This window comes from Cognatishimia sp. WU-CL00825, from assembly GCF_040364665.1.
Taxonomy (GTDB): domain Bacteria; phylum Pseudomonadota; class Alphaproteobacteria; order Rhodobacterales; family Rhodobacteraceae; genus Cognatishimia.
On sequence record NZ_BAABWX010000001.1, the window covers coordinates 161,051 to 183,707 of the forward strand.

Consider the following 22,657-nt stretch of genomic DNA (forward strand, 5'->3'; position numbering starts at 1 on the left):
GCATGGCTTTGTCTCGGCGCACAGGTCAAAGATTCCAAGCATCGATTTGGCCGGGCTTTGTTGACGCCATGACCGGTTTGTTGCTGGTTCTTATGTTTGTGCTAACCATTTTTATGGTTGTGCAATTTGTGCTTCGCGAGACAATTACGGGCCAGGAAAGCAAATTAGACGCTTTGTCGTCAGAAGTCGCCGCGCTTGCCCAAGCGCTGGGATTAGAACGTCAAAAAACGTCAGATCTGGAAACACAGGTTGGCGGGTTGCGCGCAACATTGACTTCTGCGCGGGATGAGGCAAATGCGCAAGCGGCGCTTATCTCAGCTTTGACCACAGAGCGGGATTCCACGGCCAGCGCATTGACCGCAGCCCAATCAAGAATAGTCAGTTTCGAAGAGCAAGTTGCAGGGCTTTTGGCGCAACGCGCGGAGGCGCTTGGCTCGATTTCTGATTTAGAGGCAGAGCGTAATACCTTGGTGACGGCGCAAGAGGCATTAAACTTAGCGCTCGCACAGGCACGTGACGAAATAGATCTAAACACCGAAGCTGCCAGATTGGCAGCAGCCCAGCGAGACGCGCTTGATGTTTTGGTTGAAGAACTACGTCAACAGGCACAGCTTGACAGCCAGAGCAATACGGCACTGGCTGCAAAGGTCGCTGAATTAGAATCTGAGCTTTCAAATGAAGAAATCAACCGCCTGGCAGAGGCTGCAGCAGCGGATGCTTTGCGCCAGCGCCTCGAGAATTCCGATGCAGAATTGACGGCGATGACCCTTGCTTTGGAAGAGCAAAGAAAACGCGCGGAAGATACCCTGACGTTGTTGGCCGCCGCTGAGGGCGCACGGGATAATCTAGATATTAAACTGGCAGCTGCCCTGGCTGAAACCGGCGATTTGCAAGGAAAGTTAACTGCCGCGCTGTTGGATTTGCAATTGTCAGATCAAAATACCGAACGCACTGTTGCCGAACTTGCCACGGTTCTTGCGGCATTGGGTACCGCACAATCTGATCGCATTCAAAGAGAAGGGGAACTTGCAAGTCTGCGTTCCCAATTGACGGCCGCGCTGCTGCAAGCGGATCAATCAAATGTGACAATCGCAGATTTGGAAGTGAAATTGGCAGACTCGCAAGCGCGTCTTGAGACAATTCAAACAACTGCAGAAGTGACCAAGTCGGACTTGCAAACCGGACTTGCTACACTGGAAGAGAAACTGCAAGCCTCACTGCAGTCTCAACTTTTGGCGCAAACACAGCTCTCGTCGTCCGAAGAGAAGAACATCGGGTTGCAAGCACAGCTGTCCACGCTTGAAGACCAACTTGCAGCGGCACTATTGGCCAAACAGTCCGCAGAGGACGCCCTGAATGCGATAGACACCGAAACGTTAAACGCCAATCTAGAAGCTGCGCTGGCGGCAAAATTCGCGGCTGAGTCGGATCAAAAACTGGCCTCAGACAACATTGCGCAACTCGAGGCCCAACTTACCGCTGCATTGGCCGAAAGGCTTGCTGCACAGCAACAAAACGCTGAGGTCACAGCCGAACTTGAAGATTTGCAAACTGAATTGGCCATAGCTTTGGCCTCGCGCGTTGCGGCTGAAAATAATATTGACGACACAGAAGCCGTCCAGCGCCAACTTGCAGCGGCACTGGCAGCTAAAGCCAAGGCCGAACTGGATGCTGCCAACCGCCTTAGCGAGGCCGAAGAGCGTGCTCAGTTGTTGGCAGTCGCGAACCAGGCTTTGCAGGACGCCCGATCTGAAGCCTCTCAAGGCGAAAAACAAACTGCGTTGCTCAATCAACAAGTCGCAGCTTTGCGCCAGCAGTTGGGCGAATTGCAAAGCTTGCTAGATGACAGCAAGGCGCGTGACGCCGCAGCGCAGGTGCAATTGCAGTCTTTGGGGTCCGATCTAAATGCTGCCCTCGCCAGAGCAGCGGCAGAAGAGCGAAAGCGGCGTCAACTTGAAGAAGTCGAACGCAAGCGCTTGCAGGCAGAAACAGAAAGACTTGCATTGGAAGCAGCTGCTCTGGCGAGCGAAGCGAAGGATTTAGAGCGGTATCGGTCAGAGTTCTTTGGCCGCATGCGCGAACTGCTAGGCACGCGCGAAGGTGTGCGCGTGGTCGGGGACCGCTTTGTGTTTTCCTCAGAGGTTTTGTTTCCGTCAGGAACGGCCACACTAAGCGAAGCGGGCCGGGAACAAATTGCGGGGATCGCAGATCTATTGTTAGACGTCGCGCAGGATATTCCACCTGAAATCAACTGGGTGCTGCAGGTGGACGGGCACACAGATAACATTCCGATCATCAATGGGGCGCTTTTTTCCGACAACTGGGAACTCAGCCAGGCTCGTGCTCTGTCGGTCGTCCGGTTCATGGCAAATGAACTTGGTTTGCCGCCGCGCCGCCTGTCTGCAAACGGCTTTGGTGAATACCAACCCATTGATCCGGCCGATACCCGTGAAGCGCGGGCAAAGAACCGCAGGATCGAGCTGAAGTTTACAGAAAAATAGTCAGTTTACCTGAAACTCAAACACCTGATAGCCCAATATCTCTGAACCGCGCTGCATGGTTGAGGTCGCAATATAGGGCCCTGCGGACCATCCCCCCGCTGGGCGCCGTTTGCCCCAGGCATAAAAGAACTGCGCGCGATTGCGATCAGCGGTCACAATATCTGTAAATGTTTCTCCGTCGGGATATTGCAGCGAAAACCGAATTTGATCGTTGGGGTTCAACCCAAAGCCAAAAGACCAAACAACAAGCGCGGGACTGTTGGTCGGCCATTCCGTCGACCTGTTCTGATCCGCTTTAAGATCGGCATATGCAGGCACCTTGTCGTCGATCGCGGTCGCAATCAAGCCGCCACCGACATATGCAATCGGATCGGTCCACAGGTCTTGGGATTGCGCACCGCAACTTTGGCTTTCAGTGGGATCAAATGGGTCAACTACATTCCCATCTTTTCGAAGTGACAAATGAAGATGTGGAAAGACAGTATTGCCACTGGCCCCGATTTCACCAAGCTTTTGCCCGGCGTCAACTAGAGCGCCAAGAGAGACGGAAACGCTGTTTTGCTTAAGGTGGCAATATTGCGTTTCCCAACCGTCGCCATGGTCCAACACAACGCCGTTGCCGCATTCCCGCCCGGCAATACCGCTTTGGTCAATGTCAAAAAAATTGTGGTCAGGCATATCATTACGCAGCCCAACAACGACGCCAGGCAAAGCCGCCAAAACATTGACAGCGCGATCGAGGTCCTTGTGGCTAAACAGGGCAAAATCGGTGCCCTTATGCCCATCATAGCTGAGGTTTTTGCACGCAAAATCCGAAATGCCTTGGGTCGGGTCGATATCTACATAGTTCTGGATGTAGCAATCAGAACCAAGAGTGCAATCGACCGGAAAGCCGAGTGAAACGTCGCTCGCAGCCGGAGAGGCTGCGAGCGCAAATACGCTAACGAAAGAGGCGCGCATTTATCAGTCCGCGGTCAACAGTGGTGGCTTGTCGCCGGTTATACGGGGATTATCTGGGCCATTAAATTGGAGTTTAAGCGACCCATCTTTCATGGAAACGATAACAAGTCCGCCCTTGGCGAGTTTGCCAAAAAGCAGTTCCTCGGCCAGCGGCTTTTTGATGTACTCTTGAATGACACGGCCCAATGGTCGCGCGCCCATACGATCATCATATCCTTTGTCTGCAAGCCATGCCGCAGCAGGGCGTGACAATTCGATATGCACATTGCGATCCAAAAGCTGCGCTTCAAGTTGCAGCACAAATTTTTCAACCACTTGCAGGATGACTTCTTTGCCAAGCGGAGCAAACGAAATGACCGCATCCAAACGGTTACGGAATTCGGGCGTAAATGTCCGTTCGATGGCGGCGGTGTCTTCGCCCTCGCGACGATCTCGGCCAAAGCCGATGGCTGATTTGGCCTGTTCCATGGCACCCGCATTGCTGGTCATGATCAATATCACATTGCGGAAATCGACGGTGCGCCCGTTGTGATCTGTCAACGAACCGTGATCCATGACCTGCAGCAGGATATTGTAGACGTCTGGGTGGGCTTTTTCCATTTCGTCCAAGAGCAAGACGCAATGTGGGTGCTGATCCACACCGTCCGTCAATTGGCCACCCTGATCAAAGCCAACATAGCCCGGAGGCGCACCGATCAGGCGAGAGACCGCATGTTTCTCCATGTATTCAGACATATCAAACCGCAGCAATTCGACACCCAAAGTGCTTGCGAGTTGCTTGGCAACTTCGGTTTTTCCGACACCGGTTGGTCCAGCGAACAAATAGTTCCCAATGGGTTTTTCGGGTTCGCGCAGGCCTGCGCGCGCCAGTTTGATGGCGCTTGATAACGCTTCGATGGCCTTGTCTTGCCCAAATACCACGCGCTTGAGTGTTTTTTCCAAGTCTTTGAGAACTTCGGCATCGTTCTTAGAAACATTCTTTGGGGGAATGCGGGCAATCTTGGCCACAACCGCTTCGATTTCTTTTGTGCCAATCGTTTTACGGCGCTTGGATGCCGCCACCAAATGCTGGGCGGCACCGGCTTCGTCGATCACATCAATCGCCTTGTCGGGCAATTTTCGGTCATTGATATAGCGCGCCGAAAGTTCGACGGCTGTTTTGATAGCATCAGCTGTGTATTTAACGCTGTGGTGCTCTTCAAAATATTCCTTCAAACCTTTCAGGATCTTGATGGTATCTGGCACTGATGGCTCGTTCACATCGATTTTTTGAAAGCGTCTTGAAAGCGCGCGGTCTTTTTCAAAATGCTGACGGAACTCTTTATAAGTTGTTGATCCCATGGTCCGCAATTTGCCGCCTTGAAGGGCAGGTTTCAGCAGGTTAGACGCATCCATTGCGCCGCCAGAGGTGGCCCCAGCGCCAATCACGGTGTGAATTTCGTCGATGAACAACACTCCATCCGGGTGGTCTTCAAGCTCTTTCACCACGGCTTTCAGCCGCTCTTCAAAATCGCCGCGATAGCGCGTGCCGGCCAAAAGCGCGCCCATGTCGAGGGAGAAAATGGTTGTTTCAGATAAGACCTCTGGGGTTTCGCCGTTCACGATGCGGTGGGCAAGGCCCTCGGCAATAGCGGTTTTGCCAACCCCAGGATCCCCAACCAAAAGCGGGTTGTTTTTGCGACGACGGCAAAGCACTTGAATACAGCGTTCCACCTCATGATCTCGGCCAATCAGCGGATCAACGTCCCCGGCGCGGGCCTTGGTGTTCAGATCAACGCAATACTTTGAAAGCGCGCTTTCCTTTTTTTCGTCCTGAGGGCCGCTAGTCGCTGCGGCTTCTTCTTCATCATCGCTGCCAGAAACCGGTCGGCTTTCCCCAAAGGCTTCGTCTTTAGCAACGCCATGGGCAATATAGTTCACCGCGTCATACCGGGTCATATCTTGTTCTTGAAGGAAATAGGCGGCATTGCTTTCGCGTTCCGCAAATATCGCCACCAAGACATTGGCCCCAGTTACTTCAGAGCGGCCAGAGGATTGCACGTGAATAGCGGCGCGCTGGATGACCCGTTGAAACGCAGCAGTGGGCACGGCTTCGCTGCCCTCGATGTCTGTGACGAGGTTGGCTAGATCTTCTTCGATAAATTCATTTAGTGTCTGGCGCAGCTCTTCGGTGTCCACGCTGCAGGCTTGCAGAACGCGCAATGCGTCTGGCTCTTCCAGAAGTGACAGAAGAAGATGCTCTAGGGTTGCAAATTCATGACGCCGCGCATTCGCCTGCGCCAACGCCGCGTGGATGGCTTGTTCTAGTGTTGTCGAGAATGAAGGCACTGCTCAAACTCCTTCCGTCTGCGGTAACTTTGGGAACGTCCCGCACTCACCTTGGCCTGATAGTATTAAAGTTTGGTCGATCTGCCGCCAGCTTCAAGGCTTTTCTTGTATTTTTCGCTCACATTTATCGTCAAACATGTGACTTTTGCTTCAAAAGGCGTGATGACCCGTCGGATTTGAGCATATTTTAAGCAAGCGTCGGCTCGAGAGCAGAGACACCAAATAGTCTGTAATCAAACCTGCCAGAAGGAGAGACGAAAGGCAATAAGCTCTGTTTATCATTGGGAAATTAGAAATTGTCCTTACGTTTTCGAACCTCCGTAAACACGTCAGGGGCAGGGGCGTTTGCAAGTCCAACTGCGTTGCGTACACCGGCGGTGTCACACCGCAAGAACGGGTTTGTTGCCAATTCCAACGATAATTCAGAAGGAACTGTTGGTTTGTTTTGCGCTCGGGCCTGTTCGATCCACGAAATACGCGCTTTGAGAGCAGCGTTGTCTGGATCAACTGTTATCGCAAATCGGGCATTGGATTCTGTGTATTCGTGCCCAGAGTAAACGATTGTTGTTTCTGGTAGCTGCGCTAATTTGCTTAAACTGCTGAACATTTGTTCCGGCGAGCCTTCAAAAAGCCGACCACATCCTAAGGCCATCAAGCTATCGGCTGTAAAAATGGCGTTCAGGCTGGGAGCGAAAAAGGCGACATGGCCGATTGTATGCCCTGAAACATCAATCGTCTGGAATTCATGCCCGGCGAATGAAAAGAGCTGCCCATCAGAAAGCGCAAGGTCAAGTGGCGGCAGGCGATGCGCATCTGCTTTGGCCCCAAATACTTGGGGCTTATACTTTTGTCTCAGCGCTTCGGTGCCATCGACGTGGTCCCAATGGTGATGGGTCAAAAGAATATGGGTTAATGTCCAGCCGCGTGTATCCAATTCAGATATGATGGCCTCCGCGTCTGGTGCGTCGACCAGTGCGGTTTGTTGCGTATCAGGGTCGTGAAGCAAAAACGCGTAGTTGTCAGAAAGGCAAGGCACGGTGACAATTTCGATGGGCATCGCAAATCCTTTTTTCATAGCTTTGGTCTTCCGAGGTTCAATCTTGATCAAAACACATTATGTTGGTCGAAGAATTGCCGATTTCTTGGGCGGGCTCAATGCATCTTGATGTTAAAGATCTGAGGAACTTTTATTATCGCAGCGCGCTGGGGCGAGCGGCGCAAAAAGCTGTGCGCGACGAGACCTTGCAGCTATGGCCTGATGCAACGGGGCAAACTATGGTTGGATTTGGGTTTTCCGTACCTTTGCTGCGCCCCTATCTGCCAACGGCACGCAAGGTTGTGGGCCTCATGCCAGCACCGCAAGGCGTGATGCCGTGGCCAGCGGGCATGCCAAACGTCTCGGTGTTGTGCGAAGAGACGCTTTGGCCACTAGAGACGGGTCGCGTAGATCGCTTGATCATGATGCATGGTTTGGAAAACAGTGAGCGCCCTACAGATTTGCTAGATGAAGCCTTTCGGGTTTTGGGGCCAGGTGGGCGGGCTTTGTTTATTGTGCCACATCGTGCAGGTCTTTGGTCACGTTCTGATGCAACGCCCTTTGGCTACGGTCGACCTTATTCGACAGGCCAACTTGAAGCACAATTGCGGCGCCATGGCTTTATGCCCGAACGTCATCGAACAACATTGTTTCAGCCACCAAGCCACAAAAGGTTCTGGCGCAAGACCGGGCAATTTTGGGAAAGCACTGGCCGCGCGATGTCGCCGGTCGTTTCCGGAGGTGTGTTGATGGTTGAAGCGAGCAAACGGGTTTATGCGCCAAACCGTGGGTTACGCCAGACAGTGCGAAAGCCATTGGAAATCTTGGCACCAAAACCGGAAGTCGCCCCGATTTAGGCGCATCCGCTGAATTGTTAGCGCTGCACAGCTCGAAACTTGAGAATCGGAAGGCATTTTGCATCCGCAGGTTCCGCAGCCCCAGGTGTGCAAAACGCGGTTTGTTCCGAAGTGCGAAACAAAAAAGCCGCGGGAATCGGGTAAATTTTCGATTTTTCTTGTTAATTTTTTGTCACAGGACGTGGGCAATCTGCCGCATGCACCGCAACGCCTTAAAAACATGGTGTTTTTGCGGTTTACGCTTTGTGACAAACAATGTTGCTAGCTTAACAACGCTCTGCTACACCCCGGCTGGATTTTGCCGTTTTGATTTGCGTCAAAACTAGAAACGTCCTCGGAAGTCGAATTGTCGGCGAACCGGGGCCAAAATTTCGGAAGGGTGGACGTGTCCGAACCAGCTTCGATTTCGCAAGGCATTGCTGCACGCTATGCCACCGCGGTCTTCGAGATCGCGAAAGAGTCCAAGGCTATCTCTGATCTAGAGAAGGGCCTTGACGACCTTAGCACCGCATTGGCTGAAAGCGCCGATTTGCAGAACTTGATTCATTCGCCAATTGTGACGCGCGACGAACAAGGGAAAGCGATTGCCGCTATTTCTGCCAAAATGGGTTTGACAACTGTGCTGAACAGCACACTGAGCCTGATGTCTCAGAACCGTCGCCTGTTTGTGCTGCCGCAGCTTCTAGAAAGCTTGCGCGCTTTAATCGCAGAAGACAAAGGTGAAGTGACAGCAGAGGTGACCTCTGCCAAAGCGCTAACCAAAACACAAAGCGAAAAACTTGCCAAAACGCTGAAGGCGCGTGTGGGTAAGGATGTTAAAATCAATGCGACCGTTGATGAAACTCTCATCGGCGGTCTTGTTGTTAAAGTGGGCTCGAAAATGATTGATACGTCGATTCTTTCCAAGCTCAACGCACTCCAGAATGCAATGAAAGAGGTCGGATAATGGGTATCCAAGCAGCCGAAATCTCGGCGATCCTGAAAGACCAGATCAAGAATTTTGGTCAGGAAGCCGAAGTGGCCGAAGTTGGTCGTGTTCTCTCTGTAGGTGACGGTATCGCCCGCGTCTACGGGTTGGACAACGTTCAAGCCGGTGAAATGGTCGAATTCCCTGGTGGCATCATGGGCATGGCGCTGAACCTTGAGAGCGACAACGTTGGTGTTGTTATCTTTGGTTCTGACCGTGACATCAAAGAAGGTGACACAGTTAAGCGTACCAAGTCGATCGTTGACGTTCCAGTTGGCCCAGAGCTGCTGGGTCGCGTTGTTGACGGCTTGGGTAACCCGCTGGACGGCAAAGGCCCGATCAAAGCTGCACAGCGCAGCGTTGCGGACGTAAAAGCGCCAGGCATCATTCCACGTAAATCGGTTCACGAGCCAATGGCGACTGGTCTGAAATCTGTTGATGCGATGATCCCAATTGGCCGTGGCCAGCGTGAGCTGATCATTGGTGACCGTCAGACAGGTAAAACAGCCATCGCGCTGGACACCATTCTGAACCAAAAATCTTACAACGAAGCCGCGGGCGACGACGACAGCAAGAAATTGTTCTGCGTTTATGTTGCGGTCGGTCAAAAGCGTTCCACAGTTGCTCAGCTTGTTAAAAAGCTCGAAGAAACTGGCGCGATTGAATACTCCATCGTTGTTGCTGCGACAGCGTCTGATCCTGCACCTATGCAGTTCCTGGCACCATATGCGGCGACATCCATGGCCGAGTACTTCCGCGACAGCGGCAAGCACGCGCTGATCATCTATGATGATTTGTCCAAGCAAGCGGTTTCTTATCGTCAGATGTCTTTGCTTCTTCGTCGCCCACCGGGCCGTGAAGCTTATCCCGGTGACGTTTTCTATCTCCACTCTCGTTTGCTGGAACGCTCTTCCAAGTTGAACGAAGACAACGGTTCTGGTTCTTTGACTGCTTTGCCAGTGATTGAAACTCAGGGTGGTGACGTTTCTGCGTTTATTCCAACCAACGTGATTTCCATCACCGACGGTCAGATCTTCTTGGAAACTGAATTGTTCTATCAAGGTATCCGCCCAGCGGTGAACACCGGTCTGTCCGTTTCTCGTGTTGGTTCTTCTGCACAAACCAAAGCGATGTCTTCGGTTGCTGGCCCAGTTAAACTGTCTTTGGCTCAGTATCGTGAGATGGCTGCGTTTGCTCAGTTTGGTTCCGATCTCGACGCCGCAACTCAGCAGCTTCTGGCGCGTGGTGCACGTTTGACAGAGCTGATGAAACAGCCTCAGTATTCGCCTCTGACCAACTCTGAAATCGTCTGCCTTATCTTCGCAGGCACCAACGGTTACCTCGACAAAGTCGACGTAAAAGATGTTGGTCGCTACGAAGCAGCCCTTCTGGCGCACCTGCGTGGTAAAAACGCAGACCTGCTTCAGTGGATCACGGATGAAGATCCAAAGATCAAAGGCGATGCAGCAGACAAAGTGAAAGCAGCGCTCGACGAATTCGCAGCTGACTTCGCATAAGGGGTTCGGACAATGCCTAGTCTGAAGGACCTCAAAAACCGGATCCAGAGTGTTAAAAACACTCGGAAGATCACAAAGGCCATGCAGATGGTTGCCGCGGCGAAACTTCGCCGCGCGCAGGATGCTGCCGAGTCTTCGCGTCCCTACACAGAGCGCTTTAACGCTGTTCTGGGTGGGCTCGCGGCAGGCGCCGGTGGCTCTGACTCTGGGCCGAAGCTTTTGTCTGGCACTGGTAGCGATCAAACCCATCTTTTGGTGGTGATGACAGCTGAACGTGGCTTGTGCGGCGGCTTCAACTCTAACATCGCCAAATTGGCGCGTGCGAAAGCAGCAGAGCTTAAGGCGGCGGGCAAAACTGTTAAGGTTTTGACTGTTGGCAAAAAAGGCCGTGATGCAATCAAACGCGACCTCGGAGATGCGTTTATCGGCCACGTCGATCTGACGGAAATCAAACGTGTGGGCTATGACAATGCGCAAGATATTGCGCGTGATATCCTAGCACGCTTTGATGGAAGCGAATTTGACGTTGCTACGATCTTCTTTGCGAAGTTCGTAAACGTTGTCACACAGATCCCGACGGCACAGCAAATCATCCCAGCAACTTTCGAAGCTGTGGAAGAGGGCGCTGCGGCCACTCTGTATGACTATGAGCCAAGTGAAGACGCCATTCTGGCCGACTTGCTGCCGCGCGGTGTCGCGACACAGATCTTTGCAGCTCTGCTTGAAAATGGTGCGTCCGAACAAGGTGCGCGTATGTCTGCTATGGACAACGCAACCCGGAATGCGGGCGAAATGATCGACAAACTGACCATCGAATACAACCGTTCGCGTCAGGCTGTGATTACAAGCGAGCTTATTGAAATTATCTCGGGCGCTGAGGCGCTCTAAGACCGGAGACGAAACATGGCAAACGCAAAAGGCAAAGTCACACAGGTGATTGGCGCCGTTGTGGACGTGCAGTTCGAAGATTCCCTACCGGAAATTCTGAACGCGCTGAATACAGACAACAACGGAAAAAAATTGGTACTGGAAGTTTCCCAGCACCTTGGTGAAAAAACAGTTCGCTGCATCGCGATGGACGCGACCGAAGGTCTTGTTCGTGGCGCAGAAGTGTCTGACACTGGCGCACCTATTTCGGTACCAGTGGGTAAAGCGACATTGGGACGTATTCTGAACGTTATCGGCGAGCCGGTTGACGAGCAGGGCCCAGTGAACGCAGAAGAAACACGTGCGATCCACCAGGACGCGCCGGAATTCGCGGAACAGTCCACTGAATCCGAAGTTCTGGAAACAGGCATCAAGGTTATCGACCTTTTGGCTCCATACGCCAAAGGTGGTAAAATTGGTCTGTTCGGTGGTGCTGGTGTTGGTAAAACCGTTTTGATCATGGAATTGATCAACAACATCGCGAAAGTGCACTCTGGTTACTCCGTTTTTGCGGGTGTGGGCGAGCGTACACGTGAAGGTAACGATCTTTACCACGAGATGATCGAATCCAACGTTATCAAACCTGATAACCTCGAAGAGTCTCAGGTTGCTCTGGTTTACGGCCAGATGAACGAGCCTCCAGGTGCGCGTGCACGTGTTGCTTTGACAGGTCTGACATTGGCGGAACAGTTCCGTGACGCGTCTGGTACTGACGTTCTGTTCTTTGTTGATAACATCTTCCGCTTTACACAAGCGGGCTCTGAGGTTTCCGCGCTGTTGGGTCGTATCCCATCTGCGGTTGGCTACCAGCCAACACTGGCAACCGACATGGGTGCGATGCAAGAGCGTATTACATCCACAAAGAACGGCTCGATCACCTCGATCCAAGCGGTTTACGTTCCTGCGGATGACCTTACCGACCCTGCACCTGCGACTACCTTTGCTCACTTGGACGCGACAACCGTTCTGAACCGTGCGATTTCCGAACTGGGCATCTACCCAGCGGTTGACCCGCTCGATTCATCGTCTCGTTTGATGGACCCATCTGTTGTGGGCGAAGAGCACTACAAAGTGGCCTTCGAAGTGCAAGGCATCCTGCAACGCTATAAGTCTTTGCAAGACATCATCGCAATTCTGGGCATGGACGAACTGTCCGAAGAAGATAAGCTGACTGTTGCGCGTGCGCGTAAGATCCAGCGTTTCCTCTCTCAGCCGTTTGACGTTGCGAAAGTGTTTACAGGTTCTGACGGTGTTCAAGTTCCTCTGGAAGACACAATTTCTTCATTCAAAGCTGTTGTAGCTGGCGAATATGACCACCTTCCAGAAGGTGCGTTCTATATGGTTGGTGGCATCGATGAAGTGATTGCGAAAGCCGAGAAAATGGCTGCAGACGCCGCTTAAAACGGATTTTCCTCTGCGTTTAGGCGCAGAGGAACCCTAAACGGAGGCCCCAATGGCACAAACCATGCAATTCGACCTGGTCAGCCCGGAACGTGCGCTTGCTTCTTTGCAAGCCGTCGCCGTGCAGATCCCTGGTGCGGATGGTGACATGACCGCGATGCCGGATCATGCCCCAACCATCACCACGCTGCGTCCCGGTCTTTTGACTGTGGAAAGCGCAGAAGGCACCACAAGCTATGCGGTGACCGGCGGTTTCGCTGACATCAATGCTGAAGGCACCTCGGTGCTTGCAGAAAAGGCTATCCCAGCGGCTGACATTACAGCTGCAGACATGGATGGCTTGATTGATCTGGCAAAGGAAACTGCTGCAACTGCGACAGCGGAAAACAAAGACGCCGCTGCCAAGAATGTGGCAGATCTCGAAGCACTTCGTGCAGCTTTGAACGTCTAAAGTCAAAATTTACAAAATTTATTGGGCTTCGTCATCCGACGGGGCCCAGTTTTGTTTAAGAGTGTTCTATTTGAGAGTGACCCATATCCAATCTAGGGAATGATCTTATGCGAAAGCTAAAGGGCCGCGCGCTGGGGATTGATCAAGGTGACGAGCAACTTTTTTCGGACTTTGAAAACGGTGGCGATATGTGGACCGGTACAGGCCCGCGCGAGCGTCGCAAACATATCGCGTTTTCTGAAAGCTTCTTGGCCCCCCCGGTTGTGCAAGTGGCCCTGTCGCTTTGGGATATCAGCAACGGGTCAAATATTCGGGCAGACGTGTCGGCTGACAAAGTCCAAACCGACGGCTTTGATCTGGTCTTTCGGACATGGCAGGACAGCAAAGTCGCGCGTGTGCGGATGAACTGGATTGCTTTTGGCGAAGTCGATGACGAAGATCAGTGGGATGTCGAATAAAAACGCGCCAAACGCTGGCGCGTCTCAGTCTTTAGGTCAGGCAAACTAGTCCAGAAGACCTTCGTAAGCTGCTTCGAGGGTATCGGTTTCAAACAATGAGGACACCGAAGCCCCATTCCAAATGTTCAAAATAGCATGCGCAAAGACAGGTGCCGTTGGCAAAATACGAATATTTGGCGCAGCTTTGACAGCGGCAGTTGGCTGGATTGTATCGGTGATCACCAAGCTCTTCATGACAGAGTTGGTCACGCGCTCAACCGCTGGCCCGGACATCACCCCATGCGAGATATAAGAATGCACTTCGGTTGCACCGTGGTCTAGCAGCACCTCAGCGGCCTTACACAGCGTGCCTGCGGTGTCACACATATCATCTACAATGATACACTTCTTGCCTGTCACATCACCGATGACAGTCATCTCTGCGACTTCACCGGCTTTTTCACGACGTTTGTCGACGATCGACAAAGGCGCGTTGATCCGTTTGGCAAGTTCACGCGCCCGTGCCACGCCGCCCACATCTGGAGACACAACCATAAGATCGCTCATGTCGTCCTTGAACTGATGCATAATATCCAAAGCGAAAACCGGGGACGCATAAAGGTTGTCTACGGGGATATCAAAGAACCCCTGAATTTGAGCCGCATGTAGATCCATTGTCAAAACACGTTCTACACCGGCCTCAACCAGCATATTGGCAACAAGCTTGGCTGAAATCGGTGTACGTGCCTTGGCGCGACGATCTTGGCGGGCATAGCCGAAATAGGGGATCACTGCTGTAATGCGCTTAGCAGAAGACCGACGCAATGCGTCGGCCATGATCAGAAGCTCCATCAGGTTGTCGTTTGCCGGATTCGAGGTCGGCTGGATGATGAACATATCCTCGCCACGCACATTTTCGAACACTTCAACGAAAATTTCGCCGTCGTTGAACCGTTCGACGCGCGCATCAACCAGTCCAAGATTGCGATGAATAGCCATACGCCGGGCAATGGCAGTCGCCAACGGCTTGTTGGCATTTCCCGTGATAAGCTTTGGTTCCATAGTATTCGGCATTTGCGCTAATCCCCAATGTCGCAGATGTCAGATTCGTGACGTTGCGGACGCTCTATCATGTCACAGACCATTTGTTAAAGTGATGCTAACACTTTGGGGGCGGAAATGACTCATATCGACTACTATTTTGCAACGATCTCACCCTATGCCTATCTTGCCGGCGCACGGCTCGAGGAAGTTGCGCAGAAACATGGCGCATCGGTGACCTATAAACCTTTTGATATCGTATCAATATTTGGACGCACTGGCGGCACTCCTCCAAAAGACAGGCACCCCAGCCGGCTGGAATACCGCGCACAAGAATTGCAGAGATATAGCAAGAAACTGGGTTTGCCCTTCAATTTGAAACCCGCCCATTGGCCGACAAATATGGCACCGTCGTCCTATGCGATCATTGCGGCCCAAAAGGCGGGCGGCGGCGACCTCGCTGGCTTGGTTCAGGCACTGTTGCGCGCGTGCTGGGCAGAAGAAAAAGATATTGCGCAGGATGAGGTTATTCGCACCTGCTTGGCAGACGCCGGATTTGACCCGTCATTGGCTGACAGTGGATTGCTTGTTGGCGCTGAAACCTATGCGCGCAATTTGGAAGAGGCTGTAGAGGCAGGCGTTTTTGGCTCGCCGTTTTATGTATTGCCGGATGGCACGCGTTTCTGGGGACAGGATCGTCTGGATGACCTTGATCTACACTTGGCTGGTGCATTGTAAATGATGACGTCTCATGCAGCATTCTGGAGAACGCTTGGTCAAGGGCCAAAGGCCGCGCTGGCATTGCACTGCTCCTTGGCGCATTCTGGAGCCTGGAAAGGCATCGCTGCCGTTCTGGGGGATAAACTGACGCTTAACGCAGTTGATCTTCCTGGACACGGCAAAAGCCCTGATTGGGACGGGCAGGGCGATTTTACAGATTTTGCGATATATATAGCAGCTGCAGGGTTAGCTAAGCCCGCCGACATCGTCGCGCATAGCTTTGGGGCGTATTTGGCGCTGCGCCTTGCCGCGGAAAACCCCGAAAAAGTGCAACGTCTTGCACTATATGAACCGGTGTTCTTCGCGTCCCTACAAACTGCCAATCCAGATCTCTATCAGCGCAACGCTCTGGAAATGCAGCAAGCGCAGCAAAGGCTAGATCACAAAGATCCCCATGCCGCAGCGCGCGCCTTTTTGCGTGTTTGGGGCGATGGCACACCTTGGGAGTTACTGCCCCAAGAAGCCAAGGACAGCTTTGCCCGTCGTATACACCTGACATGTGCGATCCAGCCTGCGGTATCTGGGGATAATGCGGATCTTCTTTCGAAACTACCCAATATCCATGTGCCAGTTTTGTTGATGGTTGGGGAAAACTCACCCGACTATATGCACGCCGTGCAACAGCAATTGGTGCGCTTATTGCCGAATGCGAAATTGGTCACAATTCCAGAGGCCGCGCATATGGGACCGATTAGCCATCCAGACGCCGTCGCTCGCGAAATTTCAGAGCATTTTCAGCTTGGCTAAAGAACACCTATCTCAGCCAAGGCGCTGGCAAGCTCTGTCGGCAATGCGTCGTCTGTGGAATGCCCTTTCGGCAGGTCCATTGGGCTATCTTCGGGTTTTAGGTAACGCCAGCCCTGAAAGGGGCGCTTGATGGTCACCTGAGTGCGAACAAGGTCTGGGGCCAGCACAATTGCGCAACGCCGTATGCCGTCCTCGCCAAAAACCTCATCAAGCCGAAGAATCCTTTGCCTTGCCTGAATAGAGCCCTTGATCACCCAGTAAATCGATCCACCCGCCAGTATTTCTTTTTCGCGCTTGGGCCACATGCGCGTGACATGGCAATGCAGCCCGTCATCTGCCTGACCACGCTTGGTTTTTTGCCAATGCTCTAAGCTTTCCACACTTTCCGTGCCTACGCTAAGTTTTACTAGATTTATGTGTTTCAATGCTTGAACCTACAAGGGGTTGTGTTTGGGTTGTGTTTTTTGATTGCCGAAATTTTATTTGCTGATCTATAGTATAGCTCTCTATAGGGCTTTCAAGCCCCTGAAAAAGATGTCACTACACAAAAAACTTTCAAAGACAGAGGAAGCCGATGAGTCGTTTTGCCGCCCCGATCGCAGAATCCATATGGGATATGAAATACCGTTTTAAGCAAGCGGACGGCACTCCGATTGATGAAACGGTAGAAGACAGTTGGCGGCGGATCGCCCGCGATCTCGCAAAGGTTGAAAAGAAACCAGAGGCTTGGGAAGATAAATTCTACGCCGCATTGGAAGACTTCAAATATCTGCCAGCAGGCCGCATTACCGCAGGCGCAGGAACCGCGCGCAAAGTCACATTGTTTAATTGTTTTGTTATGGGCACGATCCCTGACAGCATGTCGGGTATTTTTGATATGCTCAAAGAAGCAGCGCTGACAATGCAACAAGGCGGCGGGATTGGATATGACTTTTCAACCGTGCGTCCAAAAGGCTCTGATGTAAAAGGCGTGGCAGCAGACGCTTCTGGCCCACTGTCCTTTATGGATGTGTGGGACGCGATGTGCCGTACAATCATGTCCGCAGGCTCTCGCCGTGGCGCGATGATGGCGACGATGCGTTGTGATCACCCAGATATTGAACATTTTATCACTGCTAAATCTGACCCGGCCCGTCTGCGCATGTTCAACATGTCTGTGCTGGTGACCGATGCCTTTATGGAAGCCGTCAAAGCCGACGGCCCGTGGGAGTTGGAGTTCGGCGGCAAGATTTATAAAACTCTAAATGCCCGTGATCTTTGGAACCAGATCATGCAGAATACCTATGATCAGGCCGAGCCGGGCGTTATCTTTATTGACCGTATCAACAAAGCCAATAACCTGAACTATGTTGAAACCATTGCTGCAACCAACCCTTGCGGCGAACAGCCATTGCCGCCCTATGGCGCATGCCTGCTGGGGTCCATTAACCTTGCACGCCTGGTCACTGATCCGTTCGAAGCAAATGCTGAGCTAAACGAAGTCGCTCTGACGGACTTGGTCAAAACGGCCGTTCGTATGATGGACAATGTGGTTGATGCCTCAAATTTCCCACTCGAAGCACAGGCGCAAGAAGCACAGGCCAAGCGCCGTATCGGCCTCGGTGTGACAGGTCTAGCAGACGCGCTTTTGATGCTGGGCCTAAAATACGGTTCTGAAAAAGCAGCGGCCCAGACCGAAGCTTGGATGAAGGCCATTGCACACGCCTCTTATCGCGCCTCCATGGAGATGGCGAAAGAGAAGGGCGCGTTCCCGCTGTTTGATGCCGAAAAATACGTCAACGGCGGCATGGTGCAATATCTTGATGACGACCTGAAAGCAGATATTGCCAAGCACGGCATCCGCAATGCTTTGCTGACATCGATTGCGCCAACCGGCACAATCAGCCTCTATGCGGGTAATGTGTCCTCGGGTATCGAACCGGTTTTTGCCTATGCCTACACGCGCAAAGTGCTGCAAAAAGATGGATCACGCACCGAAGAAGAAGTCGTTGATTATGCTGTGAAATTATGGCGTGAGAAATTTGGTGATAAGGAATTGCCAGATTATTTTGTAAACGCTCAGACATTGGCTCCGCTTGACCATGTGCGCATGCAATCCGCGGCCCAAAAATGGATCGACAGCTCGATTTCCAAAACCATCAACTGTCCTGAAGACATCAGTTTTGACGCCTTCAAAGATGTGTATATGGAAGCTTGGGACACCGGCTGCAAAGGCTGCACAACCTATCGTCCAAATGACATCACAGGGTCGGTTCTGACCGTTTCTGAAACCAAAGACCAAGCACCGGGTGAAAACCCTGCGGATCATGTCGCGGACACTGGCGAAGTGATCTATATGGCAGAACCACTAGAGCGGCCTCAGTCGCTTGAAGGTTCGACGTATAAACTCAAATGGCATGACAGCGAGCATGCGATCTATTTGACCGTAAACGATGTGATCGTGAATGGGCATCGCCGTCCGTTCGAAGTGTTTATCAACTCAAAAAACATGGAGCACTACGCCTGGACTCTGGCGCTGACACGGATGATCTCTGCAGTGTTCCGTCGTGGTGGGGATGTGTCCTTTGTCGTTGAAGAGCTTAAAGCGGTGTTTGATCCGCGTGGCGGCTCTTGGATGGACGGCAAATACATTCCATCGATCCTTGCGGCGATTGGTGGCGTTATTGAAAAACACATGATCTCTATCGGGTTTATCGCAGGCGAAGGTATGGGGCTAAAAGCAGACCCAACCGCCGAAGCAATGGCCGTCGGCGAGACCCCTCGCGGCAAAGCCTGCCCATCATGTGGCCAGTTTGATTTGCAAATGGTCGAGGGCTGCATGACCTGTCGTAGCTGCGGACACAGCAAGTGTGGCTAGAAAGGTCTTACAAAGGCCTTGGCTATTGAAACGCTGCAGACTTTGCCCATCAATTCTAAGCCTGAATTGAACAAAAATTGCTCCGCGCGCCGCTTTGTAAGGGCGCGCGCGGAGCCTGCGCAAGCCTCTAGAACTTAGCTGTGCACTTTCTCTGCACCCCAAAAACTTCAGAACCTGCGCGAGCCTGCGTCGATTGGGCGCCGTCTGAGTTCGTAAGGGGTTATGTCATACTGCGCTCTGAAACATTTTGAAAAATGACTGGGCGATGTAAAGCCGGTCATCAGCGCAATCTGGGCAATCTCAAAGTGGGTTTGAACAAGCAGGCGGTATGCTTCTTCAAGGCGAATGCGACTATAGTGTTTTTTGGGCGATTGTCCGATATATTTCTTGAACAAACGCTCTAGTTGGCGCGTCGAGATATTCAACTTCGAGGCCAGTAAATTGGGCGATGCAGGAAACTCGAGGTTTTTTTCCATTTCCGAAATCGCCCTAGATACCGTCGGATGCAGCACGCTGACACTATTTGGGGCTCCTACATCCACGGCGGCCTGCATCAGTCGGGTCTTGCGGTAACACATGCTGTCGGCGACCAGGTTGGCAAACGACGCTCCATGATCTTCTTCTATGAAATCTAGAAACAGGTCGATGCTGGAGGTGCCTCCAGAGGCAGAACAGCGGTTTCCAACGCTGATATGTGTGCGTGAACTTAGCGGGGTTTCTGGAAATTGTTCCATAAAGCCAACGCGGTACCAAGGGTGAATTGCCGCGTCATGGCCAGTCATCAATCCTGTCCGGGCCAGTATGATTGATCCTGTTCCCAAAGCTGTTAGGCGCACGCCCGAGCGCACATGTTTCCACAACCACACCTTAAGCCGAGACACATCTACATTATAGGCATTTTCACCGGAAACGACGACCAGATCATCGACCAACGATAGTGCAGACAGGTCGCCTTCGGTGCTTTGACGCATGCCGGTGCTTGCGACGACTTCCCCGGTTTTGACAGCGACGATGCGCCAAGAATACAGGTTCAGATCCGCAACAAGATTGGCATTCTGCAGGGCCTCTATGGCCGATGCCAGCGACAATGCAGAGAACCCTTCGACCAACAAAAAATCGAAATGATGGGTGAACGCCAAAGTGTGTGTAAGTTCTGTTTTGCTGTCTGTCATCGGCCACTGGTGGAAAAATGAGGATAGAAACTGCCTGCAAAGTGCAGACCGCGTAGCTAAAAGAATACGCCCAATATGTACGAGCACATTTGGCCTCGTGACCAAGCTTTCAAATTCAAGCCACTCAGTTTAGGGCGCGTTTCTTACAAAAGCTCCTTTGGTAGGTAGATCGGGAAAGTCTCTCGTATCCGTTGATCCAGCTCGGGCGACAAAGCAGCAGACGTACGCCCGGCCAGTATCTGATCTTTCTTTTTGACAGCTGCGGCAATCAGCTCTGGTTTGCCGACTTCGGCCCACTCTTTTGGCGAAAGGCGATCGCTCAATTCAGGATAAAAATACTCGGTCTGCATTTTCGCTAGAGTTTGCGCTTCGCTCAGATAATGGCCAGGCCCCTCAAGGCACACGGATTTTATCCGTTCAATATCAAGGTTTTCGTCACTCACCTCTAAGCCACGCACTGTGCGCAGGCATTGGCCCAAAACATCGTTGTCGATAATAAGACCTTCGAGCGAGAACCCAAGCAAAGATCCGTACATGCCCGCAGCTTCATAAACCATGTTCAGGCCCGCAAGACCGGCGGTGACATTGCCAATGCCGTGTTCTGATCCGGCTTGTGCATCCGGGAATTTGGCGTCTGCCATGCCACCGGGCGCACCAGTGGGCAGATCGTAATGCTGGCCCATTTGAGCGCAGGCAGCGGTCAATATCGCCTGTTCGGCAGAGCCAGAACACATCGCACCGCTGCGCAGATCCGCAACAAATGGCCAGGTACCAAACACAGCTGGCGCACCCGGTTGAATGGCCTGCACATAGACCAGACCCGCAAGGCATTCTGCAACGGCCTGGGCCAATGCGCCAGCCAGAGGGGCAGGGGCGGTGGCACCTGCTTGACCCGCCGACAGCAGCAGCACAGGCATGCCAGCTTTGATGCAGGTTTCCATGACCTCACAGGATTCAGTTGCAAACTTCAAAGGCGGGACAACAAAGCAATTTGAGTTCAACACAAAGGGTCGCGCACGCCATGCCGCTTCGCCGCCAGCCACCATATGCAACATGTCGATGCAATCATGCGCAAATGCATCTTCGGTGAAAGCCGTACCGATATGTTTTGTTGTGCCGACAATCGAGGCATAAAGCGTGTTTAGATCCATCGCGCGGTTATCGGTGATATCCCGAGCGATCAGACAACGTTGAAAGAAATGCACATTGTCCAAATGATCGACAATTTTGGCTGCCTGGAACAAATGCTCTAATGTGCTTTCTTCGTATTCTCCGGTTTGTAAATTCGCCAAATGAACCGCAGCGCCTGCCGTTCCATAGTGCACCCGTGTGCCAGACAGCGTCAGATCGTGTTTGGGGTCACGGGCAAATAAAGTCATCTGCCGGTTTGCATCCTTTAAGGCCTTGTCGATAATGGTTCTGGGAAAGCGAATCCGCTCATCTTTTGGCGAATAGACCGCCCCATAGGCGCGCATGGCTTTAACCCCAGACTCGGGGGCCAATGACAATCCAATTTCTTCAAGAATTTGCACTGCTGCTTCGTGGATCCTGACGACTTCGGCCTCTGTGAGCGGTTTATACTGGCCACCCGTCATGCCGGGGCGCACTGGGCGCATATCAGCGGCCAATGGTGCAGCGCGCATCATTTTTCGCGCGTTACGGCCTCCGGATCGACGCGACGGTCTTGCGGTTTTTTGATCATCCATTGCGGGGCTCCCTAGCGCGCGATTGGTCATGAATTTCAAGCAACCTACCTTGATAAATTGCGCACACCTATCGATTGAAGTGACGATATTAATCGGTTATTATGATCAAATGGATCGCGTACTTTTGACCACATTTCTGGACCTTGTTGAGAGTCGAAATTTCAATCGAACAGCCGACAATCTGGACATCACCCAATCAACAGTCAGCAACCGCATTCAAACGCTAGAAAAAGATATTGGCGCTGTGCTGTTTGAACGTGGCCGCGGTGGGGCGACGCCAACGGCTTCGGGGCTGCTGTTTGCCACGCACGCGCGGCAATTGTTGGCCTCTTGGACCCATGCGGTGCGCGATATTGGCGTGCGCAAAGGGCACGATCGGTTGCTACGCTTGTCAGCCCAGCTGAGCTTGCAACGGTCCATACTTGGCGACTGGGCCTTGGCTCTGCGTCGCGATAATCCGCGTATCGCGCTTGATTTGCAGGCAGATTACTCTGCACAGATCATGCGGGATGTCGCCGCCGGGCACGCCGATATTGGCGTGTTATATGCCCCGCAAATGCAACCTGATGTGCGGGTGCGCAAAGAAGGCGACGAGATTTTTCACATGATGTCCAGCTATGCCACCACGCTGGATCAGGTAAAAGCCGCTAAATATTTCAAAGTTGGTTACACCGATGCCTTCAGCCGAAGCCACGAAGCGGCTTTACCGGACTTATCAAGCACCTCGATTTCGATGGGCAATGAAACCGTCGCACTGGATCTGATGAGCAAAGAAGGGGGAACGGCTTATTTGCCAGCGCGATTTGGCACCACAAAAGGCGGCCAAAATTTGCACAGGGTCAAAGACGCCCCGGTGATCAAACAACCGATTTACTCGGTCATCCACCGCAATCGAAAATCCGATCACGACGTGGCCAAAGCCCTCGCAATCCTGCGCCAGATTTTCCACGATACCTAAGCTTTGGCGGGATA

Annotated in this window: 19 protein-coding genes; 12 read left to right on the top strand and 7 right to left on the bottom strand. The window is 52.4% G+C overall.

The window, feature by feature from the left end:
• Nucleotides 1-2 precede the first annotated feature (2 nt).
• Nucleotides 3-2,501 carry a peptidoglycan -binding protein gene (locus tag ABXG94_RS00770; RefSeq protein ID WP_353531742.1) on the top strand — a complete coding sequence of 833 codons (2,499 nt, stop codon included), beginning with the start codon at nucleotides 3-5 and terminating at the stop codon, nucleotides 2,499-2,501.
• Here the strand turns inward: ABXG94_RS00770 and ABXG94_RS00775 are convergent, their stop codons facing one another.
• The 3 genes from ABXG94_RS00775 to gloB all read right to left on the bottom strand — a co-directional run bounded on the left by ABXG94_RS00775 (nucleotide 2,502) and on the right by gloB (nucleotide 6,846).
• Nucleotides 2,502-3,461 carry a M23 family metallopeptidase gene (locus tag ABXG94_RS00775; RefSeq protein ID WP_353531743.1) on the bottom strand — a complete coding sequence of 320 codons (960 nt, stop codon included), beginning with the start codon at nucleotides 3,459-3,461 and terminating at the stop codon, nucleotides 2,502-2,504.
• Nucleotides 3,462-3,464: 3 nt separating this feature from the next.
• Nucleotides 3,465-5,789 carry an ATP-dependent Clp protease ATP-binding subunit ClpA gene (gene clpA / locus ABXG94_RS00780; RefSeq protein WP_353531744.1) on the bottom strand — a complete coding sequence of 775 codons (2,325 nt, stop codon included), beginning with the start codon at nucleotides 5,787-5,789 and terminating at the stop codon, nucleotides 3,465-3,467.
• Nucleotides 5,790-6,078: 289 nt separating this feature from the next.
• Nucleotides 6,079-6,846, bottom strand: a complete 768-nt coding sequence (gene gloB, locus ABXG94_RS00785; protein ID WP_353533975.1) for a hydroxyacylglutathione hydrolase — start codon at nucleotides 6,844-6,846, stop codon at nucleotides 6,079-6,081.
• Nucleotides 6,847-6,944: 98 nt separating this feature from the next.
• Here gloB and ABXG94_RS00790 point away from each other — a divergent pair, with 98 nt between their 5' ends.
• The 7 genes from ABXG94_RS00790 to ABXG94_RS00820 all read left to right on the top strand — a co-directional run bounded on the left by ABXG94_RS00790 (nucleotide 6,945) and on the right by ABXG94_RS00820 (nucleotide 13,403).
• Nucleotides 6,945-7,682, top strand: coding sequence for a class I SAM-dependent methyltransferase (locus tag ABXG94_RS00790; protein WP_353531745.1), 738 nt, complete (start codon nucleotides 6,945-6,947; stop codon nucleotides 7,680-7,682).
• A gap of 385 nt (nucleotides 7,683-8,067) precedes the next feature.
• Nucleotides 8,068-8,628, top strand: coding sequence for a F0F1 ATP synthase subunit delta (locus ABXG94_RS00795; RefSeq protein ID WP_353531746.1), 561 nt, complete (start codon nucleotides 8,068-8,070; stop codon nucleotides 8,626-8,628).
• Entirely contained in the window at nucleotides 8,628-10,166 is a 1,539-nt protein-coding gene (gene atpA, locus ABXG94_RS00800; RefSeq protein ID WP_353531747.1) for a F0F1 ATP synthase subunit alpha, read from the top strand. The genes ABXG94_RS00795 and atpA overlap by 1 nt, the downstream gene beginning before the upstream one ends.
• A gap of 12 nt (nucleotides 10,167-10,178) precedes the next feature.
• Nucleotides 10,179-11,054, top strand: a complete 876-nt coding sequence (locus ABXG94_RS00805; RefSeq protein WP_353531748.1) for a F0F1 ATP synthase subunit gamma — start codon at nucleotides 10,179-10,181, stop codon at nucleotides 11,052-11,054.
• Between the two features lie 15 nt (nucleotides 11,055-11,069).
• Nucleotides 11,070-12,494, top strand: coding sequence for a F0F1 ATP synthase subunit beta (atpD, locus tag ABXG94_RS00810; RefSeq protein WP_353531749.1), 1,425 nt, complete (start codon nucleotides 11,070-11,072; stop codon nucleotides 12,492-12,494).
• A 52-nt stretch (nucleotides 12,495-12,546) separates the two neighbouring features.
• Entirely contained in the window at nucleotides 12,547-12,945 is a 399-nt protein-coding gene (locus ABXG94_RS00815; RefSeq protein WP_353531750.1) for a F0F1 ATP synthase subunit epsilon, read from the top strand.
• Nucleotides 12,946-13,052: 107 nt separating this feature from the next.
• On the top strand, nucleotides 13,053-13,403 hold the full coding sequence (locus tag ABXG94_RS00820; RefSeq protein ID WP_353531751.1) for an H-type lectin domain-containing protein: 351 nt from the start codon (nucleotides 13,053-13,055) through the stop codon (nucleotides 13,401-13,403).
• Between the two features lie 45 nt (nucleotides 13,404-13,448).
• On the opposite strand, the gene ABXG94_RS00825 is transcribed toward ABXG94_RS00820, so the two are convergent.
• Nucleotides 13,449-14,456 carry a ribose-phosphate pyrophosphokinase gene (locus ABXG94_RS00825; RefSeq protein WP_353531752.1) on the bottom strand — a complete coding sequence of 336 codons (1,008 nt, stop codon included), beginning with the start codon at nucleotides 14,454-14,456 and terminating at the stop codon, nucleotides 13,449-13,451.
• Between the two features lie 105 nt (nucleotides 14,457-14,561).
• On the opposite strand from ABXG94_RS00825, the gene ABXG94_RS00830 reads away from it, so the two are divergent.
• Nucleotides 14,562-15,161 carry a 2-hydroxychromene-2-carboxylate isomerase gene (locus ABXG94_RS00830; protein ID WP_353531753.1) on the top strand — a complete coding sequence of 200 codons (600 nt, stop codon included), beginning with the start codon at nucleotides 14,562-14,564 and terminating at the stop codon, nucleotides 15,159-15,161.
• Nucleotides 15,162-15,950, top strand: coding sequence for an alpha/beta fold hydrolase (locus tag ABXG94_RS00835; protein ID WP_353531754.1), 789 nt, complete (start codon nucleotides 15,162-15,164; stop codon nucleotides 15,948-15,950).
• Here the strand turns inward: ABXG94_RS00835 and ABXG94_RS00840 are convergent.
• Nucleotides 15,947-16,375, bottom strand: coding sequence for a DUF1489 family protein (locus ABXG94_RS00840; RefSeq protein WP_353531755.1), 429 nt, complete (start codon nucleotides 16,373-16,375; stop codon nucleotides 15,947-15,949). The genes ABXG94_RS00835 and ABXG94_RS00840 overlap by 4 nt on opposite strands.
• Nucleotides 16,376-16,524: 149 nt before the next feature.
• Here ABXG94_RS00840 and ABXG94_RS00845 point away from each other — a divergent pair, with 149 nt between their 5' ends.
• The gene (locus ABXG94_RS00845; protein WP_353531756.1) at nucleotides 16,525-18,807 is read left to right on the top strand and encodes an adenosylcobalamin-dependent ribonucleoside-diphosphate reductase; all 2,283 of its coding nucleotides are present in this window, start codon (nucleotides 16,525-16,527) and stop codon (nucleotides 18,805-18,807) included.
• A 167-nt stretch (nucleotides 18,808-18,974) separates the two neighbouring features.
• On the opposite strand, the gene ABXG94_RS00850 is transcribed toward ABXG94_RS00845, so the two are convergent.
• Complete coding sequence (locus ABXG94_RS00850; RefSeq protein ID WP_353531757.1) at nucleotides 18,975-19,979, bottom strand: GlxA family transcriptional regulator; 1,005 nt, start codon at nucleotides 19,977-19,979, stop codon at nucleotides 18,975-18,977.
• Nucleotides 19,980-20,122: 143 nt separating this feature from the next.
• Complete coding sequence (locus ABXG94_RS00855; RefSeq protein WP_353531758.1) at nucleotides 20,123-21,685, bottom strand: trimethylamine methyltransferase family protein; 1,563 nt, start codon at nucleotides 21,683-21,685, stop codon at nucleotides 20,123-20,125.
• Between the two features lie 109 nt (nucleotides 21,686-21,794).
• Between ABXG94_RS00855 and ABXG94_RS00860 the strand changes: the two genes are divergently transcribed.
• Nucleotides 21,795-22,643 (top strand): LysR family transcriptional regulator, encoded by an 849-nt coding sequence (locus ABXG94_RS00860; protein WP_353531759.1) that lies wholly within the window; start codon nucleotides 21,795-21,797, stop codon nucleotides 22,641-22,643.
• Nucleotides 22,644-22,657 lie beyond the last annotated feature (14 nt).